The organism is Winogradskyella sp. ABM4_392, assembly GCF_056160445.1.
Genome location: NZ_JBSWXE010000004.1, coordinates 76,032 through 92,591, shown reverse-complemented (window position 1 = coordinate 92,591; position 16,560 = coordinate 76,032). Strand labels below are relative to the sequence as shown.

Annotated in this window: 14 protein-coding genes; 8 read left to right on the top strand and 6 right to left on the bottom strand. The window is 34.2% G+C overall.

Annotated features, from left to right (window positions below; all coding sequences use genetic code 11):
- Window positions 1–48: 48 nt before the first annotated feature.
- The 5 genes from ACXAFS_RS11005 to ACXAFS_RS10985 form a co-directional block, all read right to left on the bottom strand.
- Window positions 49–2,448, bottom strand: coding sequence for a sodium-translocating pyrophosphatase (locus ACXAFS_RS11005; RefSeq protein ID WP_475306969.1), 2,400 nt, complete (start codon window positions 2,446–2,448; stop codon window positions 49–51).
- 122 nt (window positions 2,449–2,570) lie between these two features.
- The gene (locus tag ACXAFS_RS11000) at window positions 2,571–3,098 is read right to left on the bottom strand and encodes an inorganic diphosphatase (protein ID WP_475306968.1); all 528 of its coding nucleotides are present in this window, start codon (window positions 3,096–3,098) and stop codon (window positions 2,571–2,573) included.
- Between the two features lie 128 nt (window positions 3,099–3,226).
- Entirely contained in the window at window positions 3,227–4,099 is an 873-nt protein-coding gene (locus ACXAFS_RS10995) for a hypothetical protein (RefSeq protein ID WP_475306967.1), read from the bottom strand.
- 114 nt (window positions 4,100–4,213) lie between these two features.
- Complete coding sequence (locus tag ACXAFS_RS10990; RefSeq protein WP_475306965.1) at window positions 4,214–6,724, bottom strand: DUF5686 and carboxypeptidase-like regulatory domain-containing protein; 2,511 nt, start codon at window positions 6,722–6,724, stop codon at window positions 4,214–4,216.
- 89 nt (window positions 6,725–6,813) lie between these two features.
- On the bottom strand, window positions 6,814–7,791 hold the full coding sequence (locus ACXAFS_RS10985; protein ID WP_475306964.1) for a pyruvate dehydrogenase complex E1 component subunit beta: 978 nt from the start codon (window positions 7,789–7,791) through the stop codon (window positions 6,814–6,816).
- Window positions 7,792–8,002: 211 nt separating this feature from the next.
- Between ACXAFS_RS10985 and ACXAFS_RS10980 the strand changes: the two genes are divergently transcribed.
- The 6 genes from ACXAFS_RS10980 to ACXAFS_RS10955 all read left to right on the top strand — a co-directional run bounded on the left by ACXAFS_RS10980 (window position 8,003) and on the right by ACXAFS_RS10955 (window position 14,042).
- Window positions 8,003–8,749, top strand: a complete 747-nt coding sequence (locus tag ACXAFS_RS10980; RefSeq protein WP_475306962.1) for an electron transfer flavoprotein subunit beta/FixA family protein — start codon at window positions 8,003–8,005, stop codon at window positions 8,747–8,749.
- Window positions 8,750–8,759: 10 nt separating this feature from the next.
- Window positions 8,760–9,722, top strand: coding sequence for an electron transfer flavoprotein subunit alpha/FixB family protein (locus tag ACXAFS_RS10975; protein WP_475306961.1), 963 nt, complete (start codon window positions 8,760–8,762; stop codon window positions 9,720–9,722).
- Between the two features lie 150 nt (window positions 9,723–9,872).
- The gene (locus ACXAFS_RS10970; RefSeq protein WP_475306960.1) at window positions 9,873–10,487 is read left to right on the top strand and encodes a bifunctional nuclease family protein; all 615 of its coding nucleotides are present in this window, start codon (window positions 9,873–9,875) and stop codon (window positions 10,485–10,487) included.
- A gap of 14 nt (window positions 10,488–10,501) precedes the next feature.
- Window positions 10,502–12,220, top strand: coding sequence for a nucleoside transporter C-terminal domain-containing protein (locus ACXAFS_RS10965; RefSeq protein ID WP_475306959.1), 1,719 nt, complete (start codon window positions 10,502–10,504; stop codon window positions 12,218–12,220).
- Between the two features lie 149 nt (window positions 12,221–12,369).
- Window positions 12,370–13,194, top strand: coding sequence for a thymidylate synthase (locus tag ACXAFS_RS10960; protein ID WP_475306958.1), 825 nt, complete (start codon window positions 12,370–12,372; stop codon window positions 13,192–13,194).
- Between the two features lie 8 nt (window positions 13,195–13,202).
- Window positions 13,203–14,042 carry an energy transducer TonB gene (locus ACXAFS_RS10955; RefSeq protein ID WP_475306956.1) on the top strand — a complete coding sequence of 280 codons (840 nt, stop codon included), beginning with the start codon at window positions 13,203–13,205 and terminating at the stop codon, window positions 14,040–14,042.
- A gap of 65 nt (window positions 14,043–14,107) precedes the next feature.
- Here the strand turns inward: ACXAFS_RS10955 and ACXAFS_RS10950 are convergent, their stop codons facing one another.
- Entirely contained in the window at window positions 14,108–14,404 is a 297-nt protein-coding gene (locus ACXAFS_RS10950) for an isoamylase early set domain-containing protein (protein WP_475306955.1), read from the bottom strand.
- A gap of 286 nt (window positions 14,405–14,690) precedes the next feature.
- On the opposite strand from ACXAFS_RS10950, the gene ACXAFS_RS10945 reads away from it, so the two are divergent.
- Both ACXAFS_RS10945 and fabD read left to right on the top strand, forming a co-directional pair.
- Window positions 14,691–15,623, top strand: a complete 933-nt coding sequence (locus ACXAFS_RS10945) for a dihydrofolate reductase (protein WP_475306953.1) — start codon at window positions 14,691–14,693, stop codon at window positions 15,621–15,623.
- A gap of 35 nt (window positions 15,624–15,658) precedes the next feature.
- Window positions 15,659–16,552: an ACP S-malonyltransferase gene (gene fabD, locus ACXAFS_RS10940; RefSeq protein WP_475306951.1), complete on the top strand. Its 894-nt coding sequence runs from the start codon at window positions 15,659–15,661 to the stop codon at window positions 16,550–16,552.
- Window positions 16,553–16,560 lie beyond the last annotated feature (8 nt).

Sequence of the window (16,560 nt, the reverse complement as noted above, 5' to 3'; positions counted from 1 at the left end):
AAAAAAACCACGCTGTTTAGCGTGGTTTTAATTATTAGATATTAAAAATTATTCTTTAGTAATTTTTACTTCTTCAATAATTTTCTCGACATCTTTACCGTCAGTTTTAACAGTAGCTTCAAATGCTTCTAATTCTTTTTTTACTTCAGCTTCAGTGCCTTCAAAAGTTATAACTTCAGAAACCTTTTCACCGTTTTTAATAGTAGAATAGTTTACTGTAGCTTTAGCCATGTCTTTAGACTCAATTGTCATTTCTATTGAAACTTCATCTTCATTATTAGCTAAACCTTCTTCAGAAGTATGACCTCCTAAAATTGGCGCTATTACTAAACCTACTAAACACGTTAATTTAATTAAAATGTTCATAGAAGGCCCAGAAGTATCCTTAAAAGGATCACCAACAGTATCACCAGTTACAGCAGCCTTGTGAGCATCAGAACCTTTGTATGTCATCTGACCATTAATTTCTACACCTGCTTCAAAAGACTTTTTAGCGTTATCCCAAGCTCCTCCTGCATTGTTTTGGAAGATTGCCCACATTACACCACTTACACAAACACCTGCCATGTAACCACCTAATGGTTCTGCACCGAAAACTAAACCGATGATTACCGGAGTAATTATAGTGATAAGACCTGGCAATAACATTTCTCTTAATGCTGCTTTTGTAGAAATATCCACACACTTCGCATATTCTGGTGTACCAGTTCCTTCCATAATACCTGGAATTTCTTTGAACTGACGACGTACCTCTTGTACCATTTCCATTGCTGCTTTACCTACAGATTGCATTGCCAAAGCCGAGAAGATTACCGGAATCATTCCACCAACAAATAACATTGCCAACACATCGGCTTTGAAGATATTAATACCATCAATACCTGTAAAAGTAACATAAGCAGCAAAAAGCGCTAAAGCTGTTAAGGCAGCAGAAGCAATAGCAAAACCTTTACCTACAGCAGCAGTTGTATTACCAACAGAATCTAAAATATCTGTACGCTCACGAACGTGAGGCTCTAATTCACTCATCTCTGCTACACCTCCTGCATTATCTGCTATAGGTCCAAAAGCATCAATAGCTAATTGCATTGCAGTAGTTGCCATCATTGCTGAAGCTGCAAGAGCAACACCATAAAAACCTGCTAAGGCATAAGATCCATAAATTGCAGCAGCAAATAATATTACTGATAAGAATGTAGATTTCATACCTACAGCTAAACCTGCAATGATATTTGTTGCAGCACCTGTAGAACTATTTTTTACGATATCTAAAACTGGTTTTTTACCTAATGACGTGTAGTGCGCTGTAACCATAGAGATTAAAGCTCCAACAGCTAAACCAATCATAGCTGCATAAAATACATGGCGTGATGGAATAGACTTTGCGCCTTCACCAAAGAAATTCATAGTCATAGTTTCTGGTAACATCCAACGGATTAAGAACCAACTTGCTACAAGTGTTATTATTATAGACACCCAGTTACCCATATCTAGTGCTTTTTGCACTTGAGCTTCTTTAGCATCATTAGAAGAAATTCTTACTAAGAAAGTTCCTATGATAGACGCCAATACACCAACACCAGCTATTACCAATGGTAGTAAGATTGGTCCCATATTGTTGAATGCATCTGTAAACTGTGTTGTAGCAGACATGTCTTTGATTACATAGTTACCAAGTACCATAGCTGCTAATACTGTAGCAACGTAAGAACCAAATAAATCAGCTCCCATACCAGCAACATCACCAACATTATCACCAACGTTATCTGCAATAGTAGCTGGGTTACGTGGATCGTCTTCTGGAATACCAGCTTCAACTTTACCTACTAAGTCAGCTCCAACATCTGCTGCTTTAGTGTAAATACCACCACCAACTCTAGCAAATAATGCAATAGACTCAGCTCCTAAAGAGAAACCTGCCAAGGTTTCTAAAACAACTGTCATTTCATTATAGAAATTCCCTCCTTCTGTCATAAACTGACCTAAAAAGAAAAAGAATAACAAACTTAAACCTAAAACTGCCAAGCCTGCTACTCCAAGTCCCATTACTGTACCACCACCAAAAGATACTTTTAAAGCATGTGGTAAACTTGTTTTTGCAGCTTCTGCAGTACGAGCATTAGCTTCAGTAGCAATTCGCATACCTACATTTCCTGCTAAAGCCGAAAAAACAGCACCTATAATAAAAGCAGGAATAATCATTACGCTTGTTGTATCCACAACTTGAGATATTCCGAATAATGCAGCTGATGCTATAATTACAAATACCAGCAACAAACGATACTCAGCACCTAAAAAGGCAAGAGCACCTTCTTTAATTGCTTTAGATATGTTTTGCATTTTTTCATTTCCTGCATTTTGCTTTTTTACCCATGACATTTTCACAAACATAAAAAGCAATCCTACGACTGCTAATGCCATTGGTACAAAAATCATATTTGATTCCATATATATTTATTGAGATTAGTTATTCGCTTTTAAAACTGGGCAAAAGTAGTAAATTAATGTTAATAGAAAAACCCTTTTACTATCAATGTAAAAGGGTTTAGACTTTTAAACCTAAGATTTAACTATATCGTAAAATCTCCGTTAGACTTATGATGACTATTGTTATAACGCTCGATACATTTTTTTACAATATCTCGAGCCTCTTCTGCATCTCCCCAACCACCTACGTCAACTTTTTTCTTTTCTAAGTCCTTATAAACTTGAAAAAAGTGTGTTATTTCATCCAATCGATGAGGATTAAGATCTTTTATATCTTCTTTTAAACTCCATATTGGATCTGATACAGGAACACAAACCACTTTTTCGTCTGGACCTTTTTCGTCAGCCATATGAAACACACCTATTGGTTTTACCTCCATTACACACATTGGGAATGTTGGTTCATGTCCTAGAACCAATACATCTAAAGGATCACCATCTAAAGCTAATGTTTTTGGAACAAATCCATAATCACCAGGATACATCATTGATGAAAATAGCATCCTATCGAAACGGATTTTCTTTAACTCAAAATCATACTCATACTTATTACGGCTTCCTTTTGGAATTTCAATTAAAACGTCAAAGGTTAATTTTTGCTCTTTTGTCATTATCAAATACTTAATTAGGTGCAAATATATAATTTAGTACCTACTAGACCTACTTTGAAAATGATTAATACCACGAAATAGAGATAAAAAAAGGAAGCACTTGTTGACTTCCTTTTTTTTATACCAAATTACTGAGGTATTTGATCAAAAATATTTTCTGGTATTAATGATAATGCTACGTGTTTGTCATCTTCTGGAGTTAAAGTGGTAATATATGTAAAAGTACCTACTGGTGAACCAACAGTTAAATCTATGCGACCAAAATGATTATCTCTATCGATACCATAAATCACACCGTCTTCGCTTGTCTCAAGTGTTCTTATTCCATCTAAAGATTCTCCTACAGGAAAGTCTGCCTGATTAAGCTGAATAATCTCCATAACATTACCATTAAAATCTGACACTATTATCTCATCCCATCTTGTAATTAGTAGTTCAGTATCATTATTAGTATATTCAATACCCATTCCTTCATTGAGAGAAATAGTATCACCATCTTCCATTAAAGGTGTAACATTAAAGATTGTTCCATCTAAGTTTAAAGTAACCAATCCTTCGTTATAGTCTAAGTTATTGTCGTTATCATAATCATCCCAATATACAGTCGCGAGGATTTTTCCATTATAAATCTCAAGTCCTGGAAGCGCATACCAATCATCATCAGCGTTATCATTTAGTATAGATGCTTCGAGTGTTGATGGATTTACACTAAAAATTGCTCCATTATTATAATCTGAACGAGAGCTTGCATAAATCATTCCGTTAGACTCATTATAAACAATATCCCTTAGACCAGTTAAAACCTCACCATTAAAAGAAATCGTTCCAATGGATGCAAGTGTCCCATTTGTGGTATTAATTGCAGAGAACATACCACTGTCTGAGTTATACACAACCATGATGTCATTTATAACAATTGGGTTGTCATCGTCATCATCACTACATGCCACAAAAGCTGTAACGAATAACAACATTGCTAAAAATTTTACTAGTGTTTTCATACCCTTTATATTTAAAGATTAATAACATTTTAATGCTTTAAATATATTGGCATACTAATAATTAGAAAATGATTCTAGTCAGACTATTCCTATAAAATGATTTTGGTCAGTATTCTAAAAATAGAATCCAAAACTACCTGTAACACCAAAACGTCTGGCGTCTGGATTATCTAAATAATTACCTCTAAAATTGAAGTCTATTCTTAAAATTTTGAAAATGTTGGCCACACCCACACTGTACTCATAATACATACGCGTATCTGGTGCCACAAGTTGGAATTCCACAGGATTTCCTGTTGTACTTAATGCAATATTTTCATCAGACAACTCTCCCCAAACACCTCGAAGCCCAACAATAGCTCTAAGGTTATATTTCTTTAAGAATGGTATACGTGAAAATAAACGACCATTAAAATTGTGTTCTAAATGAACAGAAGTATATGTATCTGTTACAAACTCATAAAAGTCGAGTTGAGAGAATGTATTATAAATTGAAAAATACGTTTGATTACCTGGCACAACACTTAACAATCCTAAAGGCACTTCTCCAAAAGTTTTACCAGCTTCAATTGACGTTACCAAACGACCAAATCCACCAACTTGCCATGGCTGTATGTAAGAGAACTGCACTTTAGTGTAATCAAAATCACTGTCAAACCAATCTCGATCTCCACGTGTAACTTGTGCAAAAAGTCTGGCGAAATCATCATTTTTCTCTTTTCGCTCTACACCAAAACCTGTCATCTGTCGTTTCGGAAAATAGGATAATGCTAATCGACTTTCAAATTGTTTGATTTCTGAAGAAATACCTGTTGAAGATTCAGGATTATTATAATCTAAACTGAATGTTGGTGATGCTGACCTTAAAGTTCTAAAGCTTCCATCTAAACGAACTTCAAAATTTCGCGAAGGCTCAATTGAAAACCCTAAATTGGTTAAATTAATATTGGTTAATTTGTCATTAGCTCCAGCCGTAAAAACGGCATTAGAGGCTAAACTTCTTCCTAAAACATCAGTAGAACTTGTAAGGCTTGCACCTATTTGCTCAACATCTCTTCTATTACCACCAAAAATGGTGAGACGACTCCGTTTATCTAAAAGCCATTTTCCAGAAATTCCGTATTTAAATTTATCATCTCTAAAGCCATAAGCCAAAAAGCCTTCTAATCTCCATAAATCGTTTGGACCAAAGTAAGTTCGTCCACCAGTTCTAAGACGTAAACCTTCAACCTCATTAAATCCGAATGTTGAAAAAATTGGACCATAATCGAAATTAATACTTGGAAATTCTATATAACCTGAGGCAAGTATACTTCCCAAGTTATAAAGCCTTTTAAACTTCTTTACTGTTTTTAAAGTGTCTAACATTTTGTAAACACCTTTTTCATCTTTGTTTAAGGCTTCTAGCCTATTCTTTTCCCAGAAATCATCTTCTCGGTTATAAACATCTTCGTCATAATTATAAACTACCTTATCATAGAATTTTTCATCCTTAGGTTGATTAAACTTATAATTGTCATACAACGTAGTACGTTTACCGTAAACTCCACGAGATTTTTCTTTCTTATTTAAGGCAAAGTCTGATAAAAAATAATCGCGTTTTATAAGAAAAACTGAATCATTTAAAACCTCAAACTCTTGCTCTATGTATATTTCTTTTACCCAGTTAATGTTTGCACTTTTAGATGCTTGAAGATTAATTTCTTTAATTGCATAGGTAGAATCATTAACCCAAAAATCTCCTTTAAAAGTGAGTTCATTTTTTCGTCTTGGATAGTAAATGATATTATAACACCATTTGTTATCTATAAATGCACTATCTGAAAGCACATAGTTATAAGTTTGTATACCTGTGCGACTCAAAGGACTTACAAAACTCTTATCAAAGAATTTTAAATAATTATCGTAAATATTATAGTCTGAATATAAATCATCAACAAAATCAATAATCACTTGATTGTTACTAAATCCTGAATTTTTGTTTCCTACTAAATCTTCACGTTTTTCATTGAGCTCATTATCGCCATAAACTTTCTTTACAGATTCATTTAAAAAAATTGGCAGATAGGTCTTACCTGTTACTGAAGATGTGTCAACCTCTTCAAAAACAAACTCCATACCTTTAAATAGCTTACTTTTAATTAGTGCGCTATCTATAGTATTAAGATCAAACTCTACTTTTTCGTATTGGTCGTATTGGTATTGTTTAAACTGGCTAAGACCGTTTTGTCTTTTGCGTTCCCAAATTTTCTGTAGAATACGAATTGCCGGATTTTCTGAAGCTTTCTTTGATTGTTTACCACTAACTATAACTACTTCTTTTAGGGATTCAGCCTCTTCCTTAAGCACAAATCTTAAGTCGTAATTTACCTTTTTTGTGAGTGGGAATTCTAAAACCTCATAACCAACAAACGACACCATTAAAGCTCCCCATGTTTCGTCTGACTCTAAATAGAATCGTCCATCTTCGTTTGTGATAGTACCTTCGGTAGAACCTTTAAAAACCACATTTGCAAAAGGAATTGGCTCATCCTTTACATCAAAAACGTAACCACTAACTTTTGTTTGGGCAAAAGCTGAGGTTAAGGCTATAATAAAGAGGGCAAAGAATAGTTTTAACTTCATATTTAAACAATAAACTTCATCAACAACCATGCTAAAATTAGTTTTTGGTTATTGATGAAGTTTATTTAACGCAGAAAACTGCGATTTATTTACTTATACATTACTTTTTTCACCGCTTTTACAACGTCATCACTGTTAGGCAACCACTCTTCTAAAAGTACTGGTGAATATGGTGCAGGTGTATCTGCAGTATTAATTTTTACAACTGGTGCATCTAAATAATCAAACGCTTCAGATTGTACTAAGTATGTAATTTCTGTTGCTACGTTGCCAAAAGGCCATGCTTCTTCAACAACAACAAGTCTATTTGTTTTCTTTACAGATTCTACAACTGTCTTTCTATCCATAGGACGCACCGTTCTTAAATCTATAATCTCGCAAGAAATTCCTTCTTTTTCTAATTCGTCTGCTGCTTTGTAAGCTTCTTTTATAATTTTACCAAAAGATACAATGGTAACATCTGTTCCTTCTCTTTTAATATCTGCTACACCTAATGGAATAGTATATTCTCCTTCAGGCACTTCACCTTTATCTCCATACATCTGCTCACTTTCCATAAAAATTACAGGATCGTCATCTCTAATAGCAGATTTTAATAGTCCTTTTGCGTCATAAGGGTTAGAAGGCACAACCACTTTAAGTCCTGGTGTGTTAGCAAACCAATTCTCAAATGCTTGTGAGTGTGTTGCCGCTAACTGACCTGCAGAAGCTGTTGGTCCTCTAAAAACGATAGGACATTTAAACTGTCCTCCAGACATTTGTCTAATTTTCGCAGCATTATTTATAATCTGATCAATACCAACCAATGAGAAATTAAACGTCATATACTCAACTATAGGACGGTTACCAGTCATTGTAGAACCTATTGCTACACCTGCAAAACCAAGCTCTGCAATAGGAGTATCGATAACACGTTTTGGTCCAAACTCATCTAACATACCTTTAGATGCTTTATATGCACCATTATATTCTGCAACTTCTTCTCCCATAAGGTAAATGCTCTCGTCTCTACGCATTTCTTCGCTCATGGCTTCTGCAATTGCCTCTCTAAATTGAATTGTCTTCATTATTTTCTTTTTAAACGAAGAACAAAAATAGCAATAAATGAAAAACTAAGTAAATCAAATTTCTTTAAAATTTATTATGCACGCATAGTAAATATTCGAAATAAAATATTTACCTTCGTAACCGCAATTTTTTGAAGTTTTACAAACAATTAACGAAATCGTTTTAGTAAAATTTCACACAAATTAATGTAAACTTAAATAATATATAAGTATGAAGATTTTAGTATGTATTAGCCATGTACCTGATACAACTTCCAAAATTAATTTTACAGATGGAGATACAAAGTTTGATACTAATGGTGTTCAGTTTGTAATTAACCCTAATGATGAGTTTGGTTTAACCAGAGCAATGTGGTTTAAAGAAAAGCAAGGTGCTAGCGTGGACGTTGTTAATGTAGGTGGTGCTGAAACAGAGCCAACACTAAGAAAGGCGTTAGCAATAGGTGCAGATACTGCTATTAGAGTTAACACTGAAGCTACAGACGGATTTGCTGTTGCAAAACAATTAGCAAAAGTTGTTAAAGATGGTGGTTACGATTTAGTAATAGCAGGAAGAGAATCTATTGATTATAATGGTGGAATGGTTCCTGGTATGCTTGCTGCAATGACAGATGCTAACTTCGTTGCCAACTGTATAGGATTAGAGGTAGACGGTACAAGCGCTAAAGCTGTTAGAGAGATTGATGGTGGTAAAGAAACTGTAAGTACGTCATTACCATTAGTTGTTGCAGGACAGAAAGGTATTGTAGAAGAAAGTGATCTTCGTATACCAAACATGAGAGGTATTATGATGGCTCGTAAAAAGCCATTAAATGTAGTTGAACCAGTAGATGCCACTTCAGAAACTTCAACTGCAAGTTTTGAAAAACCAGCACCTAAGGGAGCAGTTAAGTTAGTAGATGCAGATAATATTGATGAATTAGTTAATTTACTTCATAACGAAGCTAAAGTCATTTAAAAAAAGAATTATGTCAGTTTTAGTATATACAGAGTCAGAAAACGGAAAATTTAAAAAAGCAGCTTTAGAAGTCGTGTCTTACGCAAAAGCTGTTGCAGACCAAATGGGTACAACAGTAACTGCTGTTGCCATTAATGCAGATGATAATGATAGCTTAGGAGCTTACGGAGCTTCTAAAGTATTATCTATAAAAGACGATAGTTTAAACAACTTTAATGCAAAAAAACATGCTGCTGTAATAGAGCAAGCTGCTAAAAACGAAAGTGCAAAAGTTGTTGTTTTAAGTTCTAGTGCAGACAGTAAATATTTAGCACCTTTGTTAGCCGTAGGATTAGACGCAGGATATGTTTCTAATGTAGTTGAGGCGCCATCTAACACTTCACCATTTACAGTAAAACGTACAGCTTTTACTAATAAAGCTTTTGCTAATACAGAAATAAACACAGACGTAAAAATAGTTGGTTTGTCTAACAACTCTTTTGGAATTGTTGACGCTGGTGGAAGCGCTTCTGTTGAAGATTTTTCACCATCAATACCAGATTCTGGTGTTAGCGTAGAATCTGTTGATAAAGCAACAGATAAAGTAAGTATTGCAGATGCCGAAGTTGTTGTATCTGGTGGTAGAGGATTAAAAGGCCCAGAAAATTGGGGAATGATAGAAGAATTAGCGGATGTTTTAGGAGCTGCTACAGCATGCTCTAAACCTGTATCTGACCTTGGTTGGAGACCTCACAGTGAGCACGTAGGACAAACTGGTAAGCCTGTAGCCTCAAACTTATACATTGCAATTGGTATCTCTGGTGCAATTCAGCATTTAGCAGGTATTAACGCTTCTAAAGTTAAAGTTGTTGTAAACACAGATCCTGAAGCTCCTTTCTTTAAAGCTGCAGATTATGGTGTTGTTGGTGATGCTTTTGAAGTTGTACCAGCTTTAATCGAAAAACTAAAAGCTTTTAAAGCACAAAACGCATAATTTTAGTACCTTGTAATATTAAAGGACTGTTTAAATTTAGATTTTCTTAATTGCTTTACGTTTTATCGAAAGTATTTAGAAAAATATCCAATTCTGCATTTTGCAGTTGGTAAAGTCCAAATTTAAACAGTTCTTTGTGTTTTATAATTCATGAGTTTAGTACGTTTAAATATAAAAGGTATTTCCTACAGCCAAACCCAAAATGGTGCGTATGCCTTAATACTTAATGAAGTTGATGGTGACAGAAAACTTCCAATCGTAATTGGTGCTTTTGAAGCACAATCTATTGCTATAGCATTAGAAAAAGAGATTCGTCCTCCAAGACCTTTAACTCACGATTTATTCAAAAATTTTGCAGACAGATTTGATATTGTTGTAAAGCAAGTTATTATTCACAAGTTAGTTGATGGTGTCTTCTACTCTAGTCTAATTTGTGAACGCGACAAAATCGAAGAAATCATAGATGCCAGAACCAGTGACGCTATTGCCTTAGCTCTACGTTTTCAGGCACCAATTTTCACGTATAAAAATATTTTAGACAAAGCAGGTATCTATCTAAAAGTAAATCCTAAAAAAGAGGATGAAGAACAAGATAGCATACTTGTAGATGATCTCATTGCTGAAGAAATTGAAAGTGCAGTTGCCGAACAAGAAGGTTATAAGGATAAATCTTTAGAAGAATTAAATAGCCTTTTAGAAGAAGCTGTAAATAATGAAGACTACGAAAAAGCAGCAAAAATAAGAGACGAAATTTCTAAGCGCTAACTAACACCCTTTATATGAAACTTTTTTTCAGAGCCCTTATTGCTATACTTATTGGAATTTCATCAATTACAGCACAAGAGCTAGAAAAAACATGGCAATTTACGACTGTAGAAAATACGAAATCAGGCGAATCACTACTTATTTCTGATTCTGATGTTTTAAAATTTAGAGATGGTGATTTTGACTATAAATTAATGAGCAAAGATAGTCTTAAAGCCTCTGGTCATTATACCTTTCAGAATAATCTTCTGGTTTTTTATTATAACAAACCTAAAGATACAATAAGAAAATATAAGGTTCGCGAATTTACAGACTCAACATTAGTTTTTACTGAAAAAGGAGTTACCTATAAATTCAAAACACCTAATGAAATTGAAACTTTAGTTTCTAACGAACAAGTAAAAAACACAGATACAATTATTCCAAGTCAAGGTTTTTCTTTTGGTAGTTTATGGAGAGGGATTTTAGGTATGTTTACCTTAATATTTATTGCTTTTCTATTTAGTAGTAACCGTAAAGCCATAAACTGGAAAACCGTAGGAATTGGTTTAGCCTTTCAATTACTCATTGCCATTGGTGTACTTAAAGTAGGATTTGTAAAAACTGCTTTTGAATGGGTTGGCGGTTTATTTGTAAGCGTATTAGATTTTACAAGAGCCGGAAGCGAGTTTTTATTCGATGGACTAGTTGTAGATATGGATACATTTGGTTTCATTTTTGCATTTCAGGTATTACCAACTATATTATTCTTTTCGGCATTAACATCTGTACTATTTTACTTGGGTATTATTCAAAAAGTTGTAAAAGCTTTTGGGTGGTTATTAACTAAACTCCTCAGAATTTCGGGAGCAGAAAGCCTTAGTGTAGCCGGAAACATTTTCTTAGGTCAAACAGAAGCACCACTCCTAATTAAAGCTTATTTAGAAAAAATGAATAAGTCCGAAATACTACTTGTTATGATTGGTGGTATGGCAACGGTTGCTGGTGCTGTATTGGCAGCTTATATTGGATTTTTAGGTGGCGATGACCCAGAGTTACGTCTAGTATATGCGAAGCATTTATTGGCAGCTTCTGTAATGGCTGCTCCTGGTGCTATTGTTATTTCAAAAATACTTTTCCCACAAACTGAAGATATCAATACAGATGTAGCAGTGTCTCAAGAAAAAATTGGTGCTAATATACTAGACGCTATTGCTAACGGAACTACTGAAGGCTTAAAACTGGCTGTTAATGTTGGCGCTATGTTATTAGTATTTGTTGCTTTTATTGCCATGATTAACGGTATTCTAGGTTGGGTTGGAGACGTTACTAACCTCAATGCATGGATGGCAGCCAATACACCTTATCAATCATTTTCACTCGAAGCTATATTGGGAACTGTATTTGCTCCTTTAATGTGGTTAATAGGTGTGGCAAAAGAAGATATGATGATGATGGGTCAACTTTTAGGTATCAAACTTGCAGCAAGTGAATTTGTTGGCTACATACAGCTAGCAGATTTAAAAGATGTTACAAACGTAACCCATCTTAATTATGAAAAGTCCGTTATTATGGCAACTTATATGCTTTGTGGATTTGCCAATTTCGCATCAATAGGTATACAAATAGGAGGTATTGGCTCACTTGCACCAGGACAAAGAAAGCAATTATCTAAATTTGGGATGAAAGCCTTGATTGGTGGTACAATTGCTTCACTAATTTCTGCAACCATAGCAGGAATGATAATTGGGTAATTTCAGTTAATAACTTTTTATATTATATAAGGCTTCAAATCAATGGTTTTGAAGCTTTTTTTTATTTTCGTTTTTGCATTATGCTATTTGCATTTCGCTTAAAAATAAAGTTTAATTAAATGAGATTCCTGCTTTCGCAGGAAGTATGCATGAAACAATATCACGACTTAGTAAAATACGTATTAGAAAACGGAAACGAAAAAGGAGATAGAACAGGTACAGGCACTAAAAGTGTGTTTGGCTACCAAATGCGTTTTGACTTGAGTGAAGGCTTTCCTATGGTAACTACCAAAAAATTACACCTTAAGTCTATTATATACGAGTTACTTTGGTTTCTTAAAGGAGATACCAATATTAACTATTTAACTGAAAATGGTGTAAGAATCTGGAACGAATGGGCAGATGAAAATGGAGATTTAGGTCCTGTTTACGGACATCAATGGCGCAACTGGGCGAGTGAAGAGATAGACCAAATTAAGGAAGTCGTAGAAACTCTTAAGAACAATCCAAACAGCAGAAGAATGTTAGTTTCTGCTTGGAACCCTTCTGTATTACCAGATACATCTAAATCTTTCTCAGAAAATGTAGCTAATGGTAAAGCTGCTTTACCTCCTTGCCATGCATTTTTTCAATTTTATGTTGCAGATGGTAAATTATCCTGTCAACTCTATCAACGTAGCGCAGATATCTTTTTAGGTGTTCCTTTTAACATTGCATCATATGCATTATTTACTATGATGATGGCACAGGTTTGCGGTTACCAACCAGGTGAATTTATCCACACTTTTGGAGATGCACACATATATAACAACCATTTAGAACAATTAGAATTACAGCTCTCTAGAGACATAAGACCTTTACCAAAAATGATTCTTAATCCAGAGGTGAACGATATTTTCGATTTTAAGTTTGAGGATTTTACGCTTGTCGATTATAACCCACACCCTCATATTAAAGGTATTGTTGCTGTATAAATAATAACATGAAGTATATTAAGCTATTTATTTTTCTGTTTATCTCAATAAATTTTTGTAGCGCTCAAAAGCCTCAACCAAATCTTTTTAAAAGATCATTTGTTGTTTACAAAGGCTGTGAAGGCTCAGAAGATCTAGAGCATTGTTATGAGGTTTCTTTTCATGAGTTTTTAGCCAAACATATTAACAGAAAAGCTTTAAAAGATTCTATTTTCTTTGAAGCTAAAAAAGACACTATAACTGTTAATGCAAATATTCTGTATGATGAAAACGGGAAAGTTATTAAGCGGTATTCTAGAATCTCTAATCCAGCAAGTAACAGAGTTGAAGGTCTAAGGTATTTATTAGACAGCATTCCTGTTGTTAAACCTGTATTAGACAGATATAACAATGGTGTAGCCCAAAGCGCAAGAAATTTATTTGGTTTTTATTTAGACAAAGCTAAAGACACTATTGTTCCAATTTTAGGTTACACACCAGACGAGGTTCCTTTTGATATCATAGAGAAAGTTCCAGTTTATAAGGGATGTGATGAAAGCTTGAGCAATGAGGATTTAAAAAAATGCATGAGCGATAAAGTGAGAGCTGTTATCTCAAAAAACTTTAAAGTTAAACTAGCCAAAAAGTATAGGTTAGATCCTGGCATACAACGTATATATGTGCTCTTTAAAATAGATAAAAAAGGACGAGTAAAAGATATACAAGCTAGAGGACCACATCCTGGTATAGAAAAAGAAGCCATAAGAGTTATCGGAAAAATACCAAAATTAACAAAACCTGGCTATCAAAGAGGTGAGCCTGTAGTGGTTCCTTTTTCAATTCCAATAGTTTTTGCGGTACCTGATTAACAACATAAAAAGGCGTTTCTTGTAAAAAGAAACGCCTTTTTAACACATTAATTTATAAAGGGATATTATAAATTTAACACGCCATTTTCAGCACCTGCATAATCATTCCAAGCATATGCATCTGCTTGTTCATCATTAACGTAATTACCGTCGACAACGTATCTAAACTCATAAGAGTTTTCGCTCTCTAAATCTACAGTACCCTTAAATGTACCGTTCTTTAATTTCTTTAATTCTGTAGCTTCAGTATTCCACTCGTTAAAGCTTCCAACAACTGCTACACTTTTTGCCTCCTCTGCAGGAACAGAAAATGTTACCTTACAAACTGGCTTACTTTTTAAATACTGCTTTTTAATTGCCATAATTATAGTTTTAAATAATGACTCAAAAGTATAAAAGAAAAAACCAGCACAAACAGTTTAAATCACTTTAAATGAAAGAATTATCATTTTAGTAAAATAGCCTTTACTTTTTGATAAACTATGTAATTTTTTGTTGTATAATTTGTAATATCAACAACACAAAAATCAAGCCTTAGCTATTGATTATCAACGATATCGTTTTCGAAAATAGCGTGAATAAATTCCGTAATAATAGCGATAACGTTTTAGTGAAAAAGAAGTATCTTTATCAGATAATTTTAGAATTATGTTTGGAAAGAAAAAACAAGTTTCAACAATAGATAAAGACCAATTAGAACTCATTGAATATGCCCAAAAACGCATAAGACAAAAAAAGCGTTTATACATCCATTTTGTTGTATTTCTTATTGGTGCAGTTTTCTTAATTCTGGCAAATACGGTACTTGGTATTGGTGAAGATTTTACTATAGCTGGTATTAATTGGTTTGTATATGCCATACTTATTTGGTTGTTCTTATTTGTATATCACTTTGTAAATGTTTTTATCACCAATAAGTTTATGGGCAAGGATTGGGAAAAACAACAATTAGACAAGCTTGTAAGCCAACAGCAAAACCGCATTGATAATTTAAAAGAGGGCTTTCTAAAAGAAGAGCGTAAAATTGCACAATCGCAGGCCTACAACGAAACGCATCCAGAAACTAAACCTGAAGAAAAAAAAAACTCCAATGAGTTAACCATCATTGTAGCAGCTGGTGAAGACAATGCTATTGGAAAAGACAATGACCTAATTTGGCATCTTAGCAATGATTTAAAACGATTTAAAAAGCTAACCTCTGGTCATCATATCATTATGGGACGCAAAACTTTTGAAAGTTTCCCAAAACCACTGCCAAACCGTACACATATTGTTATTACAAGACAAAACGACTACAAAGCACCAGAAGGAGTTATTATTGTAAATAATCTTGAAGATGCTTTAGATGCAGCAAGAAAAGACAATCAACCATTCATTATAGGTGGTGGTGAAATCTACAAGCAATCCATTAACATAGCTGATAAACTAGAACTAACTCGTGTACACGCAACGTTTGATGGTGCAGACACCTATTTCCCAGAAGTAGATTCTAAAATTTGGAAAGAGATTGGTAGAGAAACTCATGATGCGGATGAGGACCATAAATATGCATTTTCTTTTATTACTTATGTGAGAAGATAAATATTCCTATTTTTGCAGCACTAAAAATTAGTCACATGAATGCATACGTATTTCCAGGTCAAGGTGCTCAGTTTTCAGGAATGGGATTAGACCTTTATGAAAACTCACCTTTAGCACAAGAGCTTTTTGAAAAAGCTAATGATATCCTTGGTTTCTCAATTACTGACATTATGTTTGAAGGTTCTGCTGAAGATCTAAAACAAACCAAGGTTACACAACCTGCAATATTTTTACACTCAGTAATTTTAGCAAAAACTTTAGGAGATAACTTTAAACCAGATATGGTTGCAGGCCACTCACTTGGCGAGTTTTCTGCTTTAGTTGCTGCTGGTGCTTTAACTTTTGAGGATGGATTAAAATTGGTATCTCAGCGTGCACAAGCAATGCAAAAAGCATGTGAAATACAGCCAAGTACTATGGCAGCAGTTTTAGGTCTAGATGATGATGTGGTTGAGAAAATATGCGCAATGACAGAAGGTGTTGTTGTAGCAGCTAATTATAATTGTCCTAGTCAATTAGTTATTTCTGGTGAAGTTGAAGCTGTAAACAAAGCTTGTGAAGCTCTTAAAGAAGAAGGTGCAAGACGTGCATTGGTATTGCCTGTTGGTGGTGCATTCCATTCACCAATGATGGAACCTGCTCGTGAAGAATTAGCTGCAGCTATAGAAAACACAACCTTTAGCAAACCAAATTGCCCAATTTATCAAAATGTAACTGCTTCTGCTATTACTGATGAAAATGAAATAAAAGCTAATTTAATCTCTCAATTAACTGCACCTGTACGTTGGACACAATCTGTACAACAAATGATAGCAGATGGTGCTACTCACTTTACAGAAGTTGGTCCTGGTAAAGTTTTACAAGGATTAGTAAAGAAAATTAACAGAGAAGCAGAAACATCTTCCGCTACTTTTGAAACTAACGCTTAACATCTTCT

Excerpts from the sequence above, each read along its gene's own strand:
- ACXAFS_RS10955 (WP_475306956.1), top strand. The coding sequence starts at position 13,203 with ATGAAGTATATTAAGCTATTTATTTTTCTGTTTATCTCAATAAATTTT.
- ACXAFS_RS10985 (WP_475306964.1), bottom strand. The coding sequence starts at position 7,791 with ATGAAGACAATTCAATTTAGAGAGGCAATTGCAGAAGCCATGAGCGAA.
- ACXAFS_RS10970 (WP_475306960.1), top strand. The coding sequence starts at position 9,873 with ATGAGTTTAGTACGTTTAAATATAAAAGGTATTTCCTACAGCCAAACC.
- ACXAFS_RS10975 (WP_475306961.1), top strand. The coding sequence starts at position 8,760 with ATGTCAGTTTTAGTATATACAGAGTCAGAAAACGGAAAATTTAAAAAA.
- ACXAFS_RS10965 (WP_475306959.1), top strand. The coding sequence starts at position 10,502 with ATGAAACTTTTTTTCAGAGCCCTTATTGCTATACTTATTGGAATTTCA.
- ACXAFS_RS10980 (WP_475306962.1), top strand. The coding sequence starts at position 8,003 with ATGAAGATTTTAGTATGTATTAGCCATGTACCTGATACAACTTCCAAA.
- ACXAFS_RS10945 (WP_475306953.1), top strand. The coding sequence starts at position 14,691 with ATGTTTGGAAAGAAAAAACAAGTTTCAACAATAGATAAAGACCAATTA.
- ACXAFS_RS11000 (WP_475306968.1), bottom strand. The coding sequence starts at position 3,098 with ATGACAAAAGAGCAAAAATTAACCTTTGACGTTTTAATTGAAATTCCA.
- ACXAFS_RS10990 (WP_475306965.1), bottom strand. The coding sequence starts at position 6,724 with ATGAAGTTAAAACTATTCTTTGCCCTCTTTATTATAGCCTTAACCTCA.
- ACXAFS_RS11005 (WP_475306969.1), bottom strand. The coding sequence starts at position 2,448 with ATGGAATCAAATATGATTTTTGTACCAATGGCATTAGCAGTCGTAGGA.
- ACXAFS_RS10950 (WP_475306955.1), bottom strand. The coding sequence starts at position 14,404 with ATGGCAATTAAAAAGCAGTATTTAAAAAGTAAGCCAGTTTGTAAGGTA.
- fabD (WP_475306951.1), top strand. The coding sequence starts at position 15,659 with ATGAATGCATACGTATTTCCAGGTCAAGGTGCTCAGTTTTCAGGAATG.
- ACXAFS_RS10960 (WP_475306958.1), top strand. The coding sequence starts at position 12,370 with ATGAAACAATATCACGACTTAGTAAAATACGTATTAGAAAACGGAAAC.
- ACXAFS_RS10995 (WP_475306967.1), bottom strand. The coding sequence starts at position 4,099 with ATGAAAACACTAGTAAAATTTTTAGCAATGTTGTTATTCGTTACAGCT.